At 39.4% G+C, this 18416-nt stretch carries 14 protein-coding genes; 1 reads left to right on the forward strand and 13 read right to left on the reverse strand.

Going from position 1 to position 18416, the window contains the following annotated elements:
* Nucleotides 1-141: 141 nt before the first annotated feature.
* On the forward strand, nucleotides 142-1671 hold the full coding sequence (locus tag JIV24_RS03050; RefSeq protein WP_200463535.1) for a DUF4301 family protein: 1530 nt from the start codon (nucleotides 142-144) through the stop codon (nucleotides 1669-1671).
* A gap of 76 nt (nucleotides 1672-1747) precedes the next feature.
* Here the strand turns inward: JIV24_RS03050 and JIV24_RS03055 are convergent, their stop codons facing one another.
* The 13 genes from JIV24_RS03055 to secA all read right to left on the reverse strand — a co-directional run bounded on the left by JIV24_RS03055 (nucleotide 1748) and on the right by secA (nucleotide 18338).
* A complete protein-coding gene (locus JIV24_RS03055) occupies nucleotides 1748-2887 on the reverse strand; it encodes a zinc finger domain-containing protein (RefSeq protein WP_200463536.1) in 1140 nt (379 codons plus the stop codon).
* A 1-nt stretch (nucleotide 2888) separates the two neighbouring features.
* Entirely contained in the window at nucleotides 2889-3998 is a 1110-nt protein-coding gene (locus tag JIV24_RS03060) for an SPFH domain-containing protein (protein WP_200463537.1), read from the reverse strand.
* A 130-nt stretch (nucleotides 3999-4128) separates the two neighbouring features.
* Nucleotides 4129-4479, reverse strand: a complete 351-nt coding sequence (locus JIV24_RS03065; RefSeq protein ID WP_200463538.1) for a P-II family nitrogen regulator — start codon at nucleotides 4477-4479, stop codon at nucleotides 4129-4131.
* A gap of 20 nt (nucleotides 4480-4499) precedes the next feature.
* A complete protein-coding gene (locus tag JIV24_RS03070) occupies nucleotides 4500-5846 on the reverse strand; it encodes an ammonium transporter (protein ID WP_234445684.1) in 1347 nt (448 codons plus the stop codon).
* Nucleotides 5847-6306: 460 nt separating this feature from the next.
* Nucleotides 6307-7041: an outer membrane lipoprotein-sorting protein gene (locus JIV24_RS03075; RefSeq protein WP_200463539.1), complete on the reverse strand. Its 735-nt coding sequence runs from the start codon at nucleotides 7039-7041 to the stop codon at nucleotides 6307-6309.
* A 377-nt stretch (nucleotides 7042-7418) separates the two neighbouring features.
* Nucleotides 7419-8693, reverse strand: coding sequence for an ABC transporter permease (locus JIV24_RS03080; RefSeq protein ID WP_200463540.1), 1275 nt, complete (start codon nucleotides 8691-8693; stop codon nucleotides 7419-7421).
* 369 nt (nucleotides 8694-9062) lie between these two features.
* The gene (locus JIV24_RS03085; protein ID WP_200463541.1) at nucleotides 9063-10217 is read right to left on the reverse strand and encodes an ABC transporter permease; all 1155 of its coding nucleotides are present in this window, start codon (nucleotides 10215-10217) and stop codon (nucleotides 9063-9065) included.
* Between the two features lie 64 nt (nucleotides 10218-10281).
* Nucleotides 10282-11445 (reverse strand): ABC transporter permease, encoded by a 1164-nt coding sequence (locus tag JIV24_RS03090; protein WP_200463542.1) that lies wholly within the window; start codon nucleotides 11443-11445, stop codon nucleotides 10282-10284.
* 50 nt (nucleotides 11446-11495) lie between these two features.
* The gene (locus tag JIV24_RS03095) at nucleotides 11496-12197 is read right to left on the reverse strand and encodes an ABC transporter ATP-binding protein (RefSeq protein ID WP_200463543.1); all 702 of its coding nucleotides are present in this window, start codon (nucleotides 12195-12197) and stop codon (nucleotides 11496-11498) included.
* A gap of 29 nt (nucleotides 12198-12226) precedes the next feature.
* The gene (locus JIV24_RS03100; protein ID WP_200463544.1) at nucleotides 12227-13375 is read right to left on the reverse strand and encodes a hypothetical protein; all 1149 of its coding nucleotides are present in this window, start codon (nucleotides 13373-13375) and stop codon (nucleotides 12227-12229) included.
* Nucleotides 13372-13965: a TetR/AcrR family transcriptional regulator gene (locus JIV24_RS03105; RefSeq protein WP_200463545.1), complete on the reverse strand. Its 594-nt coding sequence runs from the start codon at nucleotides 13963-13965 to the stop codon at nucleotides 13372-13374. Before JIV24_RS03105 ends, JIV24_RS03100 begins: the two co-directional genes overlap by 4 nt.
* Nucleotides 13966-14096: 131 nt before the next feature.
* The gene (gene lgt, locus JIV24_RS03110) at nucleotides 14097-14882 is read right to left on the reverse strand and encodes a prolipoprotein diacylglyceryl transferase (protein WP_200463546.1); all 786 of its coding nucleotides are present in this window, start codon (nucleotides 14880-14882) and stop codon (nucleotides 14097-14099) included.
* A gap of 144 nt (nucleotides 14883-15026) precedes the next feature.
* Complete coding sequence (gene secA, locus JIV24_RS03115; protein ID WP_200463547.1) at nucleotides 15027-18338, reverse strand: preprotein translocase subunit SecA; 3312 nt, start codon at nucleotides 18336-18338, stop codon at nucleotides 15027-15029.
* Nucleotides 18339-18416 lie beyond the last annotated feature (78 nt).

Raw genomic sequence — 18416 nt, forward strand, 5'->3', positions numbered from 1 at the left:
TCACTTAGCATTCCCTGCAAACCCTTGTTAACTAAGAAATCCATGAGATAGGCATCTGTATTATGGGGTAACTCCAATACTTAATTAGCTTGTTAAAAAGCCACAAAACAATTAATATTACATAACTAAAACAAATAATACATGCTAACCAAGGACGACATCAAAAGTATTGAAGAGAAAAATATTTCACGGGAACTAATAGATAAGCAATTAGGTCAATTCAAAAACGGTTTTGCTTATTCATCATTAAATAAAGCAGCTACCATTAATGATGGAATAATTAAGAATGACCCGGGAACAGAAAGCGAATATATCGAGAAATACAAACAGGCGATTAAGGATGGATTAGACACCATTAAGTTTGTGCCAGCGTCGGGAGCTGCTACACGAATGTTCAAGGCTCTTTTTGAATTTATACAAACTGATAAGAATAATCAAAGTCAATTATTAAATAAAGAACCCTATGCCAGTTTTGTTGTAAAGCTTTCAAAATTTGCATTTTATGATGATCTACTCGAACAACTCGGAAAGGTTAATGAGGATATTATTGACACTAATGAAGCAGCGCGAATCATTGAGTGTTTATTGTTACCGGAAGGCTTGAATTATGGCAAACTACCAAAGGGTTTATTGAAATTTCATAAACAAAATAATTCATGTACCACCCCACTTGAAGAACACTTAAAAGAAGCAGCTCATTATGCTAGCTTCAATAATAAAGGTAAAGTACATTTTACTGTTAGTCCTGAACATCACGAACTATTTAAAAAACAATTGGCAAAGAGCAGGGCTTCAATCGAGAATGAACTCAATTGTGAATTTACTGTCGATTTCTCATTCCAAAAACAGGCCACTGATACCATAGCTGTTAATCCCGAAAATACCCCTTTCAGGCAAAATGATGGTTCATTATTATTCAGACCAGCAGGACATGGAGCTTTAATTGAAAACCTCAATGAATTAGAAGAAGAGCTTATTTTCATTAAAAACATTGATAATGTGGTGCCAGAATACCTATTGCCAGATACCATTAAATACAAGCAACTTCTGGCCGGTATTCTATTATCAAAAAAAGAACAGGCTTTTGAGATTCTTGAAGAATTAGATCATGCCAATGCCAATAATATAGGTACAACATTAACTAAAGGACTTGACTTTTTATGTGCTGAACTTCAAATGAACAGAACACAGCTGGAAGCCCTAAGTAGTGATGAGAAAACAGTAATAATTAAAGAAAAACTTAACAAGCCAATACGTGTTTGTGGTATAGTAAAAAATGAAGGTGAAGCAGGTGGTGGTCCATTTTGGGTAAATCAGGAAGATGGTAGCATTAGCCTGCAAATTGTTGAAGGTGCACAAATTGATCCTAATGATGCTGAACAACAAAAAATACTACAGTCGAGTACTCATTTTAATCCGGTGGATTTAGTGTGTTATACCAAAAATTACAAGGGCGAGAAGTTTGACCTTAAAGCATTTGTTGATCCTGCAACTGGTTTCATATCGGAGAAAACACAAAGTGGCAGACCATTAAAAGCCCTTGAATTACCAGGACTTTGGAACGGTGCGATGGCTCACTGGCTTACTTTCTTTGTAGAAGTTCCTGTTAGTACATTTAATCCAGTTAAAACGGTGATGGACTTGCTTCGTCCGCAACATCAACCAGAATAATATCTTATTCCTATACAAAAAAGGTCCCCAACTCAAATTTGAATTGGGGATCTTTTTATATCTAGTTCATAAGCTCCTAATAGTCTGAAGGAGGTGGATTTTGATAGTATTGATAGGCAAATACTATTGCCGCAATAAGCAATAATACTGCAATGACTGTAAAAGTAATTTTAATCCAGGAATACGGACGTTGCCCTTGTACCTCTCCTGTCCTACCATTAACTAAAAACTGGTACAATTTGCCTTTAAAAAGGTAAGCACACACAAAAACAGGCAACAACAAGTGTTTAAATGTAATGTCCTTATAGCTCGTATTCAGGGATATGATTCGCTGCTCATCGCCACCAATATCACGTCTAATCAAACGACGTATTTCAGGCTCTGCAATATCCTTGGCAATCTCAAACCCTTCTTCTAAATTAACCTGATATTTTTCGGCAATAAATCCACTAATATAACTCGGATCAAAGGGCACCAGATTTTCCAGATCCCAGGGTTCCAGTTTATAGATGTATTTTTGAGGTAAAGAACGTGTGGCTACCGTAAGTATATCATCAAAAAACCTGTGCACCTGACCAGATGCATGGCTCCAACGTGTTTTTCTAACCTGGCGTGTTTTCGTTACAGATTTACCATTTTCTGTAGTTGTGTAAGTTTCTGTTACGTAATAGTAGTCACCACGTTGTCCAATATATTTGGAATACGTATCAGTATCGTATGTCCAATAAGGAATATAAACACCCATAAAGTGGTCAAAATTAAGGGTAGCTTTCTTTAAGTCATTCGGTGCAAACCATAAACGATTCACCCATTGTTTAAACTGGTCCTTAGCATCGTTTTTATTGAGCTTAAATGGAAGTAGTGACTTTGGCTGAATGACCTCTTCTTCCTTTGCATGCTCTAGCACCAATGGAGAAGCACAATATGCACAGTTAGTGGCGGTTACATCCTCCTCCAAAGTAGCGGAAGCGCCGCAGTTATCACATTTAATGAATTTTGCAGTAATTGACTCTTCTGATTCAGTCTTTTGAGCCAGGTACTGATGAAAATCCAACTCTTCGATGTCAACATCAATTTGAGGAATATCATTTTCAGCACCGCAATAGGCACAGTTGAGATGCTGCGTACCAGGTTTATATTTAAGGTCGGCACCACACGATGAGCAAGCAAAGGTACCTACTGCCAACTCTTGTGATTCTATGTTTTCGTTTTCCATCTTACTGTCCTGGTATTGGTGGTGGGACACTTCCAAATAAGGATTTTAATTCAGCTTGTTCGCCCGCTGCAGCCCAGTTAGCCATACCATCGCGCCAAACAAGCGACTCCCTACTAAGTTGGTTTTGCATGGCCATTTGCTTTAACGCCGCCATATCGTAAGGACCAGCCTGCTGCCCATTTACAACCACAAAAAACGTTAATGCTGGTGGTACAGGAGGTGGTGTTGATGGAGCCGATTGTTGTGGCTGTTGTTGGTCAGAGGCAAAAGTTTGCCCCATTTGGTTTGCCATAGCAAATCCCATACCCATGCCCATTCCTGCTCCCGCTGTTCCACTAGGATTACTTGCTGCTGCTTCCATGGCTTTAGCCGCTTTCATCTGTGCCAACTTGTTTAAATCTATGGCATTTAATCGACTTAATTCAAAAATCTCTTTTTTGATTTCTTCAGGCATCGACACATTCTCAACCAAAAACTTTGGCAATTCGAGGCCATACTGTGCAAATTCAGGTGCAATTATGGTCAATACATAATCCGATAATTCATTGATATTACCTGCAAACGCTTCAATAGGAAAACCGGCTTCTCCAGCGGCATCGGTAAAGCGTGTAACTATCATACTTTTTAGCTGATCAGCAATTTCATCAGTTGTAAAGTGACCGTCGGTTCCAACTATTTCTTTGATAAATAAAGGGGCATTGCTTACTTTAATCACATATGTACCAAAGGCACGTATCTCAAGCATACCAAATCGCTGGTCGCTTAATGTGATGGGATTTTTCGTACCCCATTTCTGTGCTGTGAGGCTACGTGTACTCACAAAGTATACTTCGGCTTTAAACGGGCTGTTAAAACCATGCTTCCATCCTTGCAAGGTCGACAGTATTGGCAAGTTTTGTGTATTTAAGGTATACATGCCAGGCTGAAAGACATCTGCTATCTGCCCTTCATTAATAAAAACAGCAATCTGTCCTTCGCGAACAGTTAACTTAGCACCATTTTTAATTTCGTTCTGATACCTTTCAAAACGGTAAACCATTGTATCGTTAGAGTCATCGAGCCACTCAATAATATCAATAAATTCACCTCTTAATTTATCGAATAATCCCATTTTCAGTATTTAATTAGGTTATAATCTTTAAATATACAGAATAGTTATAAACGAAAAAATCCTCCGGTTTTGGAGGATTTTCATTTTCATAGATTTGGAGTTGGCAGGTACTTTGTTCGCACCTGTAATTTTATATTGCCGTGCTACCTTTTTCTCCCGTTCTTATTCGTATACATTCTTCAAGAGGCGTGATAAAGATTTTACCATCACCGATTTCACCTTCGACTTCGCTAACTGACTTAGCGCCATTAATGATGGCATCTACCGTTGTATCGACAAACTCCTCATTAACGGCAATTTCAACACGCATTTTTGGTATTAATGCGGGAATCACCTTTTTACCACGATAAACTTCTTCTCGCTTTTGAGCTCCATGTCCTGAAACACGACTCACTGTAATTCTTGTAATCCCTGCACTTATCAAGCTTTCACGTACCTGATCAAGCTGGTATGAACGTATAATAGCTGTTATTAATTTCATTGCTTTTTGTGTTTAAATCATTAATTAGGGTTAAGCATTCCATATCCTCGTTCACCATGGTAGGCGTGATCTAAGCCCTGCATCTCTTCTTCCGGTGATGATTTTAAGCCAAATATTTTCTCTACAACAACAAGAATAATTAGCGTAAGTACGATTGAATAGACGATGGCAATTCCTACAGCTGCCACCTGAACTCCTAATTGCTGCCAGATAGTCCAGCTGCCACCTGCTGCTTCTGCAGCATTAGCCATCCAGCTATCGCGAATGAAGAATACAAGTGCAATGGCACCAACAATACCGCCTACACCATGAATGCCAAAGGCATCTAATGAATCGTCATAACCCATTTTGTCCTTTACAATTAACATCAGGTAGCAAATTATGGTAGCCAAGGCACCTAATAACATAGCTCCTAATGGTTGTACAACACCAGCTGCCGGTGTTACTGCAACCAAACCAGATAATATACCTGAAGCAAAGCCTAGTGCTGTCATTTTACCTTGGTGAAAACCTTCAATAATAATCCAGGTTAACGCACCTGCTGCCGCTGCTACCTGTGTTGCTGTTAATGCCTGTGCCGTACTTAAACCGCTGGATACACTACTTCCGGCATTAAATCCGAACCAGCCAACCCAAAGTAAGCCAGCTCCCATCATAACCATTACCAGGTTATTAGGCTTCATCTGACGATGTGGATAACCACGACGAGCTCCTAAATAAATAGCTGCCACTAATCCACTAATACCAGCAGAAATATGCACCACTGTACCACCAGCAAAATCAATAGCGCCATCGGCACCCATATTAAATAAGAATCCATCTTCGGCCCACACCCAGTGACATAAAGGATTATAAACCAGTAACCCCCAAAGAGTAATAAACACAAGGTAGCCTCTGAATTTAACACGCTCGGCAAAAGCTCCGGCGATTAAAGCAGGCGTGATTATAGCAAATTTACCCTGAAACATAGAAAATACATACTCGGGTACGCCACCTTCCATCACTGTTTCATCAATACCTTGTAAGAAAACGTAATCAGGGTTCCAGCCAAACCAGCCACCCAAAACATTTGAACCAAAGCACATACTATAACTAACAGTTACCCATAGTACACTCATAACGCCCATAGCCGCAAAACTATGCATCATAGTCCCCAGAACATTCTTAGAACGAACCAATCCACCATAAAACATGGCTAGTCCGGGCACCATTAATAACACTAAAGCGGTTGATGTAATCATCCAGGCTGTAGCTCCTGAATCAACTCCGGGTTGCGCACTCAACTCCATAAGGCCCCCCAAACCCATAATAATGGCAAGGGTAGCCAGCATTCTCTTCTTCAGATTTAAATTTAATTTCAATTTCATGATAAAGTGATATAGGTTAACGATTGCATGTCAATCACACTCATTGAGTGCTTCAAACAGTTTGGAATCAATCAGCATTATCATTTAAAATAGTTCAGTGAAATTAGTCTTCTTTCACTTCAATTGTGTTGCGCTGCTCTCCCCCGAAATTGTTTTTTATGACATTTGTCAGTTTTATTGAGTGCAAATATATAAATGAGGGGTGTATTTACAAATTATTAGTTTATTTTTATTTTTAACCCCTATTTATTTTAGTACCTATCAATTTAATGTCATATTATTACAACAACACCCCCACTTACAATGAACCACTAACTCAAACATTTAATATTTAAGAAAAAGAACGCCACTTTATTGCATTACAATAAAGTGGCGTTACTTAACCTCGCAATATGCATTAGAAAATCTACTACATTCTAATACATAATCCGGCTTAAAAAAACTTACAATGTATTTCTATCTACTGTTTCAATGCTGCCTTTGTAAAAAGGTAGTCAGGAATTTCTTCATCGAATTTTATACTGATTATTTCCCAATCGGTTCCCTTGCCCTGCTTTAATACATCTTTAAAGTTTAATTTCATAGGATACCAGCGGCCATCAATCTTTTCAAAATTACTTAGCACAGTGCGCTTAAGTAACTGACCACTTTTGGCGTACATTTCTTCTTTATGTGGCAAATAATATTCGGCATCTACCCATAGTTTGCGCGAATAATAAGCTGCATCATCAACTTTAGCAGTTAATTTGAGAACAAAGACTTTACGATTATCCATCATTTCGGTCGACTCTATTTCAGCTGTATAAACATCTGTTAGCTTGCGGTCATCCATCATATCTTCGTATGATAAATCGGAGCCCATTACCGACTGGCGCAACATGTGCCCCGATATTTGAACAATTCGATCATTCGCAGGGTAATAGGTCCAAAGCTTATCTTCCAGTTTCAGCATTTTGGTTCCTTTTTCGCGGGCTGGCGACAAGTATTCGGTAAATGATTTTTCAGTACCTACCGTGTAACTGACAGAAGTAATCGTTCGACTGTTTCGGCTCCCATGAATGGTCATGCTCGATTCAACCACACGATTTTCAGATGACATGTTCCTGTCAATCTTTTGCATTATTTCATCGGCCGATTGTGCGCAAATGACACCATGCAGACCTAATAGTATTATTGCAATTAATAAATGCTTCATATTGCTAGTATTTTATAAGTTCTTCAAAAAATCTCTTCTTAATTTCATTTACATACAACAGATCATCCATCGCACATTCTTACAGGCTGATTGTGCCATCTCCAACACCTATCTCGCAATCAAAAACATGCGTCTTACATTCGAAAAAATACATCTTACATTCGAAAAATTACTTCTCGCATTATCTAAAACGCTTCTTACAGTGTCAAAAACTCATCTCGCAATGGCTAAATCCATTCTTACATTCAGAAAATACCATCTCACATTAAAAAAAATCCTTCTCGCACTAGCTAAAACGCATCTTACAATGTCAAAAACTCATCTCGCAATGGTAAAACCCCATCTTACACACGCATACACGTATCTTTCAAGCCAAATTACACTTCCAGCTCTTTAAACAACTGTGCAGTTTTACGTTTATAAATGGCATAACCGGCTAAAGCATTGCCTAATGTCATAGCCAGCAGACCGGGAATAAAACCAATATAAAACAGTTCCGGCGTTACTTTAGCGCGATAAACCGTTGGCATCATCATCGTTACATTCTCCATCATAGCACTAAAATCAATACCGTTTTCCTGCAAATAATAGGATACTCCAATACCTAAGGCTGAACCAACAACAGAACCAATGCTACCGATAATCACAGCCTCATAAATAATCGTTCGGAAAATATGTCCTTTTTCTTCGCCCAGAGCCAAACGCACACCATATTCGGTATAACGCCGCAGGCCACCCAACAGACCAGTATTCCACAATACAATAGACATAGCAATCACAAATATTGACACCATCATGGCACTCATATTATCAGCCATATCGAGGTATTGTTTGAGCGTTGCTTCATCGCGAAGACGCACCATTTGAGGCGAAAACTCATCAGCTTCATCACTATATTTATTATTAAAATCCTCCCGTATGGCCAAGGCCAATTCATCATCGTACAAACCACTTTTAAAGTAAGCTAAGAGCTCACCAGCTGCATCACACATATCAAAAGCCAGTTCAGCATCTGTGATATCCATAATAATAGCACCACGATCGAGCATTGCCATTCCGAAATTAATAGTTCCACACACCTGAAAGGTTGGCACCACCATGCTACCATACATGGTTGAACCCAATATGGAAATATCATCACCCAACTCCACCCCAAAACGTTCAGCAAATTCATGACTAATCAGCACTTCACCTTGCTTCTGCGGCAATCGCCCCTTCACTATTGATTTGGGAATATTTAACCGCTCTGCTTCCTTTGAGCCTGCCGACAATAAATCAACAGCACGACCGGCTGCTGGTCCCTGAGCACGTGTTTCACCATTAGCGTCAGGTACATCAAGCAATCCACCAAACTGAATACGTCGTACCCATTCCAAATCGGGGTATTCCTTATTTAATTTCTCTGTAAGCGAACTGACATCAAGTAAAGCCAGGTCATTGGGTATTTGTTCTTCGTTTTCGGCATATGCACGTGTCATTATTTTGACATGTCCCATGCTATAATTAGCATTCATATCTATCATATCGCCAAACACACCTTTCATCCACCCACTCATAAATACAGTGAGGAACACACCCAAAGACACCACTATTACTGGTAGCAAACTCCGGCTTTTATCGCGCAATATACCTTTGATTAGAAATTTGATCATATCTCTTTTTTTTAGTCCGAAGTCCGAAGCACTATGTCCGAAGTACGGAAAACCCAAATCATTAAACTCTTTAACTTTTCAAGGCTTAACACTCACCTCCCACTGCAATCGCATTTTAGAAATTATTTTACAACTCAAGTCGTTGAGGCTTCCCCTTTTTGCCTCCAGCTCAAAAAGGGGAGAAAAAAGCCGCCGACCGAAGCACTCGTTTACCCATTATGTCAACTCTACGGGAAAAATTTAAAGATTAACAGCTTGGTATCAAATTTTTCTTTCCTCCGTTTGTGTCAATGGGTCCCAAACTACGCCGCTTATGTCGGTATTATGCAACACAAAAATAAAATCGTTTTAAATGCGAATTGCCTTGACTCACCTCCCTTTTAACGCATCCGTTGGTTTTAAACGAGCAATTTTACGTGCCGGAATGTAACTAACAATAGTGGATGAAATAAGAACCACTAAAATTGTTGCAAGCACCAGTCCTACACTGTAAAAAGGATACACACGCTCTGCAATGGTGATGCCCATATCGGCACTTCCGAAATTGATACCCACAGAATTAATCCATAGAAATAATGGAATACCATAGGCGGCACCAAGCAATGCAGCCAACACACTGTGCATAGCTCCTTCAATGGTAAAAACACCCACTACCTGTTGTCGGGTTAGCCCCAGAGCAATATAGGTCCCAATCTCTTTCTTGCGTCTGAATATGGATAATATCTGTGTATCGAAGATGGCCAACAAAGCAATCATCAACAATATCATTTGTACTACCATGCCACTGATACGTTCTGAATTAATGAGTTCATCCAATTCTTTCAACAGGTAATCAGCAGATTTAAATTCCCATCCTGTAATCACCGGATTTTTATTATCATCATACACCAGAAGGGTCGCTTCATTGTCGAGGCCCATCATCTGTTGCATTGTTAGGTAATCGATATATATCTGACCATTATCAGCCTCGGCAACATCACAATTAAAAACAGTTGCAACTTTTAATTGCACGGCATCAAAAGTGCCGTTTTTATCACGCCAGCGAAGCAAAACCCCATCTCCCTCTTTTAGTTTGGCCGCTTTAGCCATGCGCTTTCCAATGATTACCTTTACTTCATCTTCAACATTTTGCAGCTTAGCTGTTGGTAATTTTAGTACACTTTGGTTAAATGGTATTCCCCTTAATTGGATGCTTTGCATGCGACCCTGAGGGTAAATAGTCGCTTGCTGAAGTAATTCAGGCACCAATACACCCTTACGAACCAAGGAGTTCGCCTCATCCGATAGCTTTTGATGGGCATTGTTAATGGAATAGAAATCGTATTTATCGTATGAAGGATGCCAATATTGCCCCTGAGCAATCTCCCAATTTTGTGTATCGTTCCTGCTTTGTCGATTCCAGCCATCAATCATCGCATTGTAAAAGATGATGAGCACAAAAGCCAGCGACAAGACACTCACATTTAACCAGGTTCTTAATCCGGCTCCAAGTAAATTTTTATAGGCTAGTTTTAATGCAAGCATGTTTTGATGTTTGAATTATGATGGATGATTTTCGATTGATAAACTATTATATAATTAAACCTTATTATTGAATCTTTCCTTTTAAAGCCTCCGTTGGGTTCATTCTGGCAATTTTACGTGCCGGCAGGTAACTAACAAGCGTAGCAGACATCACCACCAACAACATGGTTGAAAGTATTAATCCGAGACTATAATAAGGGTAGATGGTTTCAGCGATTGTGATGCCAACATCTGCAGCTCCGAAGCTTAAGCCAACAGTATCGAGCCATAGAAAAAATGGTATACCATAGGCCGCACCAACCATTGCCGCTAAAATACTATGAGCACCACCTTCAATGGTGAAGATTCCCACAACCTGCTTACGAGTTAAGCCAAGGGCGATATAGGTACCAATTTCTTTTTGTCGTCGGAATATGGACAAGACCTGTGTATCGAATATGGCCAATAAGGCAATCAACAACAACAACACACCTTGCAACACGATACCACCACCTTTCTTTGATTCAATCATTTGATCTAATTCTGCCAGCAGAAAATCCAAATCTTTAAAATCCCATCCGTCAAGGGCTATTGGTGCCTCATCAGCAGTAACCAAGATGGTGGCATTATTTTCAAACCCCATCATGCCTTGCATCACATCAAAATCAATATAAATCTGTCCATTATCAGCACCCGGCACATCGCAACTAAACACCGCTGCAATGGTCACCTCACGCGCATCAAAAGTCCCGTTTTTATCTCTCCAGCGAATCAACACATTATCTCCAACTTTAAGTCGAGTGGTTTCCGCCATCCGCTTGCCGATAATTGCCGATACGCCACTATCACTTAACTGCAAAACACTGGTAGGCAATTCCAAAAGCTGTTGATTAGCAGGAATACCCTTTAGTAAAATGCTTTGCATGTGCCCTTGTGGATAAATAGTTGCCTGCTGAATTAGCAATGGTACTATTTCGCCTTTCGATACACGCTGATGTATTAATGGGCTCAATGATTGGTGACCATCTTTAATACTATAAACATCCAACTTGTCGTATTCGGGATGCCAATATTGTCCATTGGCCACTTCCCAGGCTTGCGTATCATTACGTCCTTGTCGATTCCAGCCATCGATCATGCCATTGTAAAAGATGATTAATACAAAAGCAAAAGACAGCACGCTCACATTCAGCCAGGTTCTTAGTCCAGCTCCTATGAGGTTCTTATATGCTAATTTAAATGCTAACATTTGTGACGTTCAACGATGGTTTATTTAAGAAATCCTATACTGAATATTTACTATTGCAACATACTTACCAACTCATCATTTACCACTTTTCCATCTGCCAGTGATATTTTTCGCTTCAGGTACTGCATCACTTTTTCATCATGAGTTGAAAAAATGAAAGTTACCCCCAACTCTTCATTCAACTTCTGCATGGTTTGCAAGATGTGATGAGAATTTTTAGAATCCAGGTTTGCTGTTGGCTCATCGGCCAGGACAATCTCAGGCTTCTTAACCATGGAGCGTGCAATAGCCACCCGCTGGCATTCACCACCTGACAACATGGATGGCTTGGATTTTTCTTTATCTGTCAAGCCCACCCATTCAAGCGCCTGCATCACAGCTTTACGTCGTTCATTGGTCGACATATTTTGCAACAACAAGGCAAACTCAACATTCTCGTAAACGGTATATACTGGGAGCAAATTGTAAGTTTGAAAGATAAAACCGATGTTATGATTGCGTAGATTAGCAGCCTGCTTCTGATTTAGTGACGCAATGGATTTACCCATAACAGTGGCACTGCCATCGCTGGGCACATCCAGTGAACCGATTATATTTAGCAATGTTGTTTTTCCCGAACCACTAGGTCCTACCAAGCCAGCAAACTCACCTTTACCAAACTCAAGATTTATATCGGTTAACGCGGTGAAAAACCCACTACCAACAGGGAAACGTTTAGTGAGCTGATTAAGCTCTATTATCATATCATTCATCGTCATTTCGTTTAGTAAGTTGAATTTTATTAAAAATTATATACCAACATCAACTGTATGCCTTTACCTCCAAACAAATTTTCTGCATTGGCCTGTATGGGCATATTATAATTTTCAGGATTCCAATACCCCATAATGTTTAGAATGATGGAATCGTATTGCTTACTCCAATTGATGAAGTTATATAGCTGCTTGTCACTCCAATTGTAAAATACGATGGTATTCAGGTTATCAAACATACCAATTGGATAGTTTAATGACAAAGCCGTCATTTTAACTGAATTATCAAATACAAAAGCTTGCTCATCATAAGATGTCAGTAGATGTTCGGCAATTACATTTAAGCCATTTCCAAAACCGAAGGTATAGTCAAGCCCCAGGTTAAGATTCACTTGATTGGTAAACATCCCCACATTCTTCGCCATGTTTACCCAGGCCCCTTCAAACCAAAAGCCTACTACTTTGTCAAAGCGTGCATCAATACCTAACCGGTTTTCAGGAATCTTTTCATAAGTGGGTATTACACCAACCAAATCGCGACTATCGGCCACGCGATGATGGTATGAAATAGCTGCTTCACCCAACGGTACAGGCATTTGAAATCGTCCTCCAAATTCAGGAATGCGATTGTTACTTTCCACAAACTCCCAACCTTTAACATTATTATTGCCATACAAGACCCAAAACCACAGGTTGGCATTATTCATAAAATAATAGCGCATTAAACCACCCCAGACACCATCGGTCAATTGAAGCGGATCGCGAGGATCAACCTGATCGAACCACATTAATGGCCTTAATAGTGAAGCCGAGCCAAAGTTTATTTTTTGTAGTCCGGCACGAACCTCCAACTGCTCACTTGAATAGCGCCCCCAAATACGATAGGGAGATACTTTACCGCTCCAATCGCTCGAATCAGGAATATGCACACCGACATCACCCACCATATTAGCCGAAGCTTCAAAGTCAATTCGTTGGCTGTTGCCCAAATCTATCTCATAATTTAGCTGCGGTATAAAACGAGCACCAAAATAGACTGGGTAAGGATTATCTGGATTATAATGTGTCCAGCCCACCACCTGTCCTTGCCAATCCAGTTTATTTTTATCGGCAACAAGTTGAGCTTTAACCCAAAATCCAAGCAACAAGAAACTTAATATGGATAAATATTTTATCACCCTTCTTTATTTATTGGCATTAGTCCATAAAACAAAAAGCGCATACTTTCCATTATTAATTGATTTGGCGTATCATATTTATCCAGCATTGTTTGATCGTTGACTATCTGCGTCATTAAATTCATCTGATAAATGACAAAGTCAATCTTAATATCTGATCGAATTTCACCTTTTTCCTGTTCAGTCTCGAGGAATCGTGTAAACATTTTAGTCGAACGCTTGTGAGCATGCTCCATTAATTGATGAAGACCAATATCGGGATTTCCATACACATCATTTAAAAACTCAGCACTGATATCCTTTGTGCCTTCCATTTTCATAAGCAGCATTTGCTCTACTTTATTCTGAAATGTGCTGTCGGATTCAAGTATTAGATCAAATTTCTCAAAAGATTCTTCTAAAATGCTTTCCAATATACTTTTTGCCAAGTCTATTTTGTTGGGGAAGTATTTATAGAAGGTCATTTTGCTCACAGAGGCATCTTTACAAATTTCTTCGAGACTCACTCTTTTAATTCCATAGCGCCAGAATAACTCTTTGCCGGTAGCTACAATTGACTGATACTTTTTGCTCTTGTTTTTATCTCTCATGACAAAATATACTTATCATGCAAATATAGACTATTTATTTACTTTGTTACTAAATTCGTACACTTTTAACTTTTTCACATAAAAAAACCGGAACCATAAACATGATTCCGGTTGCCTTTATTATAGTTATGTTACTTCTTAAGAGCCTTATAAATGTAATACACACCAGCAATTACAAATGGCACACTTAACAACTGCCCCATATTAAAGGTCATCCCCTCTTCAAAATTTTCTTGATTCTCCTTTACAAATTCAATAAAGAAACGCGAAGCAAAAATGCCAATCAGAAAGATTCCAAAAATTAGCCCTTGCTTTGCTTTAGCCTTAGTTTTCCAATACGTAAAGAAGGTAACCACAAATGTTATCAAATAACAAAGGGCCTCATACAATTGAGTTGGGTGCTTTGCTAATTCTTCGCCACGACGCTCAAATACAAATCCCCATGGTAAATCAGTAGCATGACCATAAATTTCTGAATTCATTAGGTTGCCTAAGCGAATAAAAACAGCAGTTAAAGCCACCGGCACAACCAGGCGATCCAATGTCCAAATCATACTTTTCCTGGTCACCTTTTTAGAATAGTAATAGAGTGCTATTAGTATTCCGATGGCACCACCATGACTGGCCAGTCCACCTTCCCAGATTTTAATAATATCACCAGGATGTTGCGAATAATAATCCCATCCGTAAAAAATCACATGTCCTAAGCGAGCGCCTACAATAGTAGCAATGACCACATACATAAATAATTTGTCGAGCCACTCCTGCTGAATACCCTCTGACTTAAACATCTTCTCAATAATGTAATAACCCAGCATAAAACCCATGGCAAACAACAGGCCATAGTATCGTACATGAATTGGTCCTACTGAGAAAATTTCGGGATCAACATTCCAATTGATTGAATTGAGTATCATATTTTTAGTATTATAATTTAAGCATTAAGTATCAAGATGATTTAATCCTTGGTTATTCGTCCAATACGCTAAGCTCAGGGAGCAATATTCAGAATATTATGACGCAAAACCTTAAGCTTGATACCTATGCCTTATATCTATTTCTTAAGCAGGTAATCCTTTACCATGACACTGCTTATATTTTTTACCACTACCACACGGACAAGGCTCATTACGACCTACCTTTTTCTCTACTCGTACCGGCTCAACACGCTCAGGTTTTTTCTGACCACCTTGCTGAGAACCATTACCTCGTGAGAATTCGTCTTTTCGCGTTTGCATCTTACTATAATCCTGACGCTTGCGCTCCTGAGCTTCCTGAACACCATCGGCATTTTGAATAGGAATATGCCCCTTTGAAAGCAATGAAACAACCGCTTTATTGTTTTCACCAACCATGGTCTTAAACAAGTTAAAAGACTCAAACTTGTATATTAACAATGGATCTTTCTGCTCGTAAGTAGCATTCTGTACGGCCTGACGCAAATCATCCAACTCACGCAAGTGCTCTTTCCAAGCATCATCAATGGTTACTAACATGGAAGCCTTCTGGAACGAACGAACCAACTCTTGTGATTCTGTTTCATAAGCTTTTTTCAGATTGGTCGTAATCTGATATACTTTTTGACCATCGCTGATAGGCACCACAATATTCTTGTACATTTCAGCTTTAGTCTCGTATACATCTTTAATAACAGGATTAGCCTGCTGAGCAATCATTTCGCCTTTGCGCTTGTAGGCTTCCCACATTTTATCAAACAGCTGAGTTGATAATTCATCAGCTCTTCCTTTTAAGAACTCTTCTTCAGCAAATGGGGATTGTGCCGAGAAAACACGAATCAATTCTAATTTGAAACCTTCATAATCGCCTGCTTCTTGATATTCGGCCACAATATCCGAACATGTATCAGCCATCATATTGGAAATATCTACCTGAATACGTTCTCCGTACAAGGCATGTCGACGCTTGGTGTATATCACTTCACGCTGCGAATTCATCACATCATCATATTCCAATAATCGCTTACGAATACCGAAGTTATTTTCTTCTACTTTCTTCTGTGCGCGCTCAATGGATTTAGTAATCATGCTATGCTGAATCATCTCACCATCTTCTAATCCAAGACGGTCCATCGTTTTCACGATCCTATCTGACCCGAACATACGCATTAAATCATCTTCCAATGACACAAAGAACTGAGAAGAACCCGGATCACCCTGACGACCCGCACGACCACGCAACTGACGATCGACACGTCGTGATTCATGACGCTCGGTACCTATAATGGCCAAACCACCTGCATCTTTCACTTCTTTAGATAGCTTAATATCGGTACCTCGACCTGCCATGTTGGTAGCAATAGTTACAATACCAGCAGCACCGGCTTCTGCAACTACTTCTGCTTCACGTTGGTGTAATTTCGCATTCAGTACATTATGCTTAATTCCACGCATCTTTAAAGTACGGCTTAACAGCTCCGAAACTTCAACCGATGTGGTACCAACCAATACCGGGCGTCCTGCTTCAACTAAACGAATGATTTCAGCACTTACAGCATTGTATTTCTCACGCTTGGTTTTATACACGATATCTTCCATATCGTGACGTTGAATTGGGCGATTAGTAGGTATTACAACCACATCCAACTCATAGATATCCCAAAGTTCGCCTGCTTCTGTTTCCGCTGTACCAGTCATACCTGATAACTTGTTGTACATACGGAAGTAGTTCTGCAAAGTAATGGTTGCATATGTCTGTGTAGCTGCCTCAACCGTCACGCGTTCTTTTGCTTCAATTGCCTGGTGTAAACCATCTGAGTAACGTCGCCCTTCCATGATACGACCTGTTTGCTCATCAACAATCTTCACCTTGTTTTCCATTACCACATACTCCACATCCTTTTCAAATAAAGTATAGGCTTTTAATAGCTGGTTGATGGTATGTACACGCTCTGATTTGATAGAGAAATTTTGAAGAATCGCATCCTTTTTCTTCGTACGCTCTTCTTCAGACATTGTCTCTTTTTCCAGAATTGCAATATCAGAACCTACATCGGGCAATACGAAGAAATCAGGATCCTCCGACGAACCTGTTATTAAATCGAGACCTTGATCTGTTAATTCAATAGAGTTATTTTTTTCATCAATAACAAAGAATAAAGGATCTGTAACCACATGCATGTTTTTACTATTCTCCTGCATGTAGAAGTTTTCAGTTTTAAGCATACTGGCTTTAACACCAACCTCACTTAAAAACTTAATGATAGCTTTATTTTTTGGTAAACCTTTAAATGCACGAAGCAATAATAGTGCACCTTCTTCTTGTACTTTTTTGTCTGATGACTTCATTTTTTGCTTGGCTTCTGCCAAAACACCAGTCACCAATTTTCTTTGAGCCTCAACTATCTTTTCAATTTTTGGTTTTAAATCGCCAAACAACTGATCATCCCCCTTTGGTACCGGACCAGAAATAATCAATGGCGTACGAGCATCATCAATTAATACCGAGTCAACCTCATCGACAATGGCATAATTGTGCGGACGCTGCACTAAATCGTCAGGCGAAATAGCCATGTTATCACGCAAATAATCGAAACCAAACTCATTGTTGGTACCAAATGTAATATCTGCTTTGTATGCCGCACGACGCTCAGGAGAATTAGGGCGGTGCTTATCAATACAATCAACTGACAAACCGTGGAATTGGTATAAAGGCCCCATCCATTCCGAGTCACGCTTAGCCAGGTAATCATTCACCGTTACCACATGCACACCACGACCAGCCAATGCATTTAGGAACACTGGTAATGTCGCCACCAATGTTTTACCTTCACCAGTAGCCATCTCGGCAATTTTACCACTATGAAGCACCACACCACCAATTAGCTGCACATCGTAATGAATCATGTCCCAGGTAATTTCATTACCACCAGCTGACCATGAGTTATAATAAATGGCATTATCACCTTCTATTTCAACAAAATCTTTGGTTGTGGATAAATCACGGTCGAATTGTGTAGCAGCCACTTCAATCGATTGATTTTGTGACAAGCGACGAGCCGTATCTTTCACAATTGAAAAAGCTTCAGGCAAAGCCTCTGTTAAAGCTGTTTCTAATTTCTCTGTGATGTCTTTTTCTAGCTTATCAACTTCTTTGTAAATCTTTTCTTTTTCAGCAACCGGAACATCTAGCGAATCGGTTTTTGCTTTTAATTCAGCAATTTTATCCTGTTCGGCTTTTACTGCTCCCTGAATGCGTTCACGTAATTCAGTTGACTTCTGACGCAATTCATTGTGCGATAACTTTTCAATCTGTGGGTAAACCTCTTTGATTTGTTTTACCAAAGGTTGTACCTCTTTCATATCTCTGTCGTACTTGTTTCCAAACAACTTGGAAATCAAACCACTCAATGCCATAATATTATGTGTTATTTATTTACTAATTTATTGAATATGAGTCTAAGCGATTGTTAGACTTTGACTCTATGAGTTAAA

Origin of the sequence: Carboxylicivirga marina (assembly GCF_016612505.1) — a bacterium.
Lineage (GTDB): Bacteria > Bacteroidota > Bacteroidia > Bacteroidales > Marinilabiliaceae > Carboxylicivirga > Carboxylicivirga marina.

What these genes read in the sequence shown, in the direction of transcription:
- JIV24_RS03050 (WP_200463535.1), top strand. Translation starts at nt 142, where the DNA reads ATGCTAACCAAGGACGACATCAAAAGTATTGAAGAGAAAAATATTTCA.
- JIV24_RS03055 (WP_200463536.1), bottom strand. Translation starts at nt 2,887, where the DNA reads ATGGAAAACGAAAACATAGAATCACAAGAGTTGGCAGTAGGTACCTTT.
- JIV24_RS03060 (WP_200463537.1), bottom strand. Translation starts at nt 3,998, where the DNA reads ATGGGATTATTCGATAAATTAAGAGGTGAATTTATTGATATTATTGAG.
- JIV24_RS03065 (WP_200463538.1), bottom strand. Translation starts at nt 4,479, where the DNA reads ATGAAATTAATAACAGCTATTATACGTTCATACCAGCTTGATCAGGTA.
- JIV24_RS03070 (WP_234445684.1), bottom strand. Translation starts at nt 5,846, where the DNA reads ATGAAATTGAAATTAAATTTAAATCTGAAGAAGAGAATGCTGGCTACC.
- JIV24_RS03075 (WP_200463539.1), bottom strand. Translation starts at nt 7,041, where the DNA reads ATGAAGCATTTATTAATTGCAATAATACTATTAGGTCTGCATGGTGTC.
- JIV24_RS03080 (WP_200463540.1), bottom strand. Translation starts at nt 8,693, where the DNA reads ATGATCAAATTTCTAATCAAAGGTATATTGCGCGATAAAAGCCGGAGT.
- JIV24_RS03085 (WP_200463541.1), bottom strand. Translation starts at nt 10,217, where the DNA reads ATGCTTGCATTAAAACTAGCCTATAAAAATTTACTTGGAGCCGGATTA.
- JIV24_RS03090 (WP_200463542.1), bottom strand. Translation starts at nt 11,445, where the DNA reads ATGTTAGCATTTAAATTAGCATATAAGAACCTCATAGGAGCTGGACTA.
- JIV24_RS03095 (WP_200463543.1), bottom strand. Translation starts at nt 12,197, where the DNA reads ATGAATGATATGATAATAGAGCTTAATCAGCTCACTAAACGTTTCCCT.
- JIV24_RS03105 (WP_200463545.1), bottom strand. Translation starts at nt 13,965, where the DNA reads ATGAGAGATAAAAACAAGAGCAAAAAGTATCAGTCAATTGTAGCTACC.
- lgt (WP_200463546.1), bottom strand. Translation starts at nt 14,882, where the DNA reads ATGATACTCAATTCAATCAATTGGAATGTTGATCCCGAAATTTTCTCA.
- secA (WP_200463547.1), bottom strand. Translation starts at nt 18,338, where the DNA reads ATGGCATTGAGTGGTTTGATTTCCAAGTTGTTTGGAAACAAGTACGAC.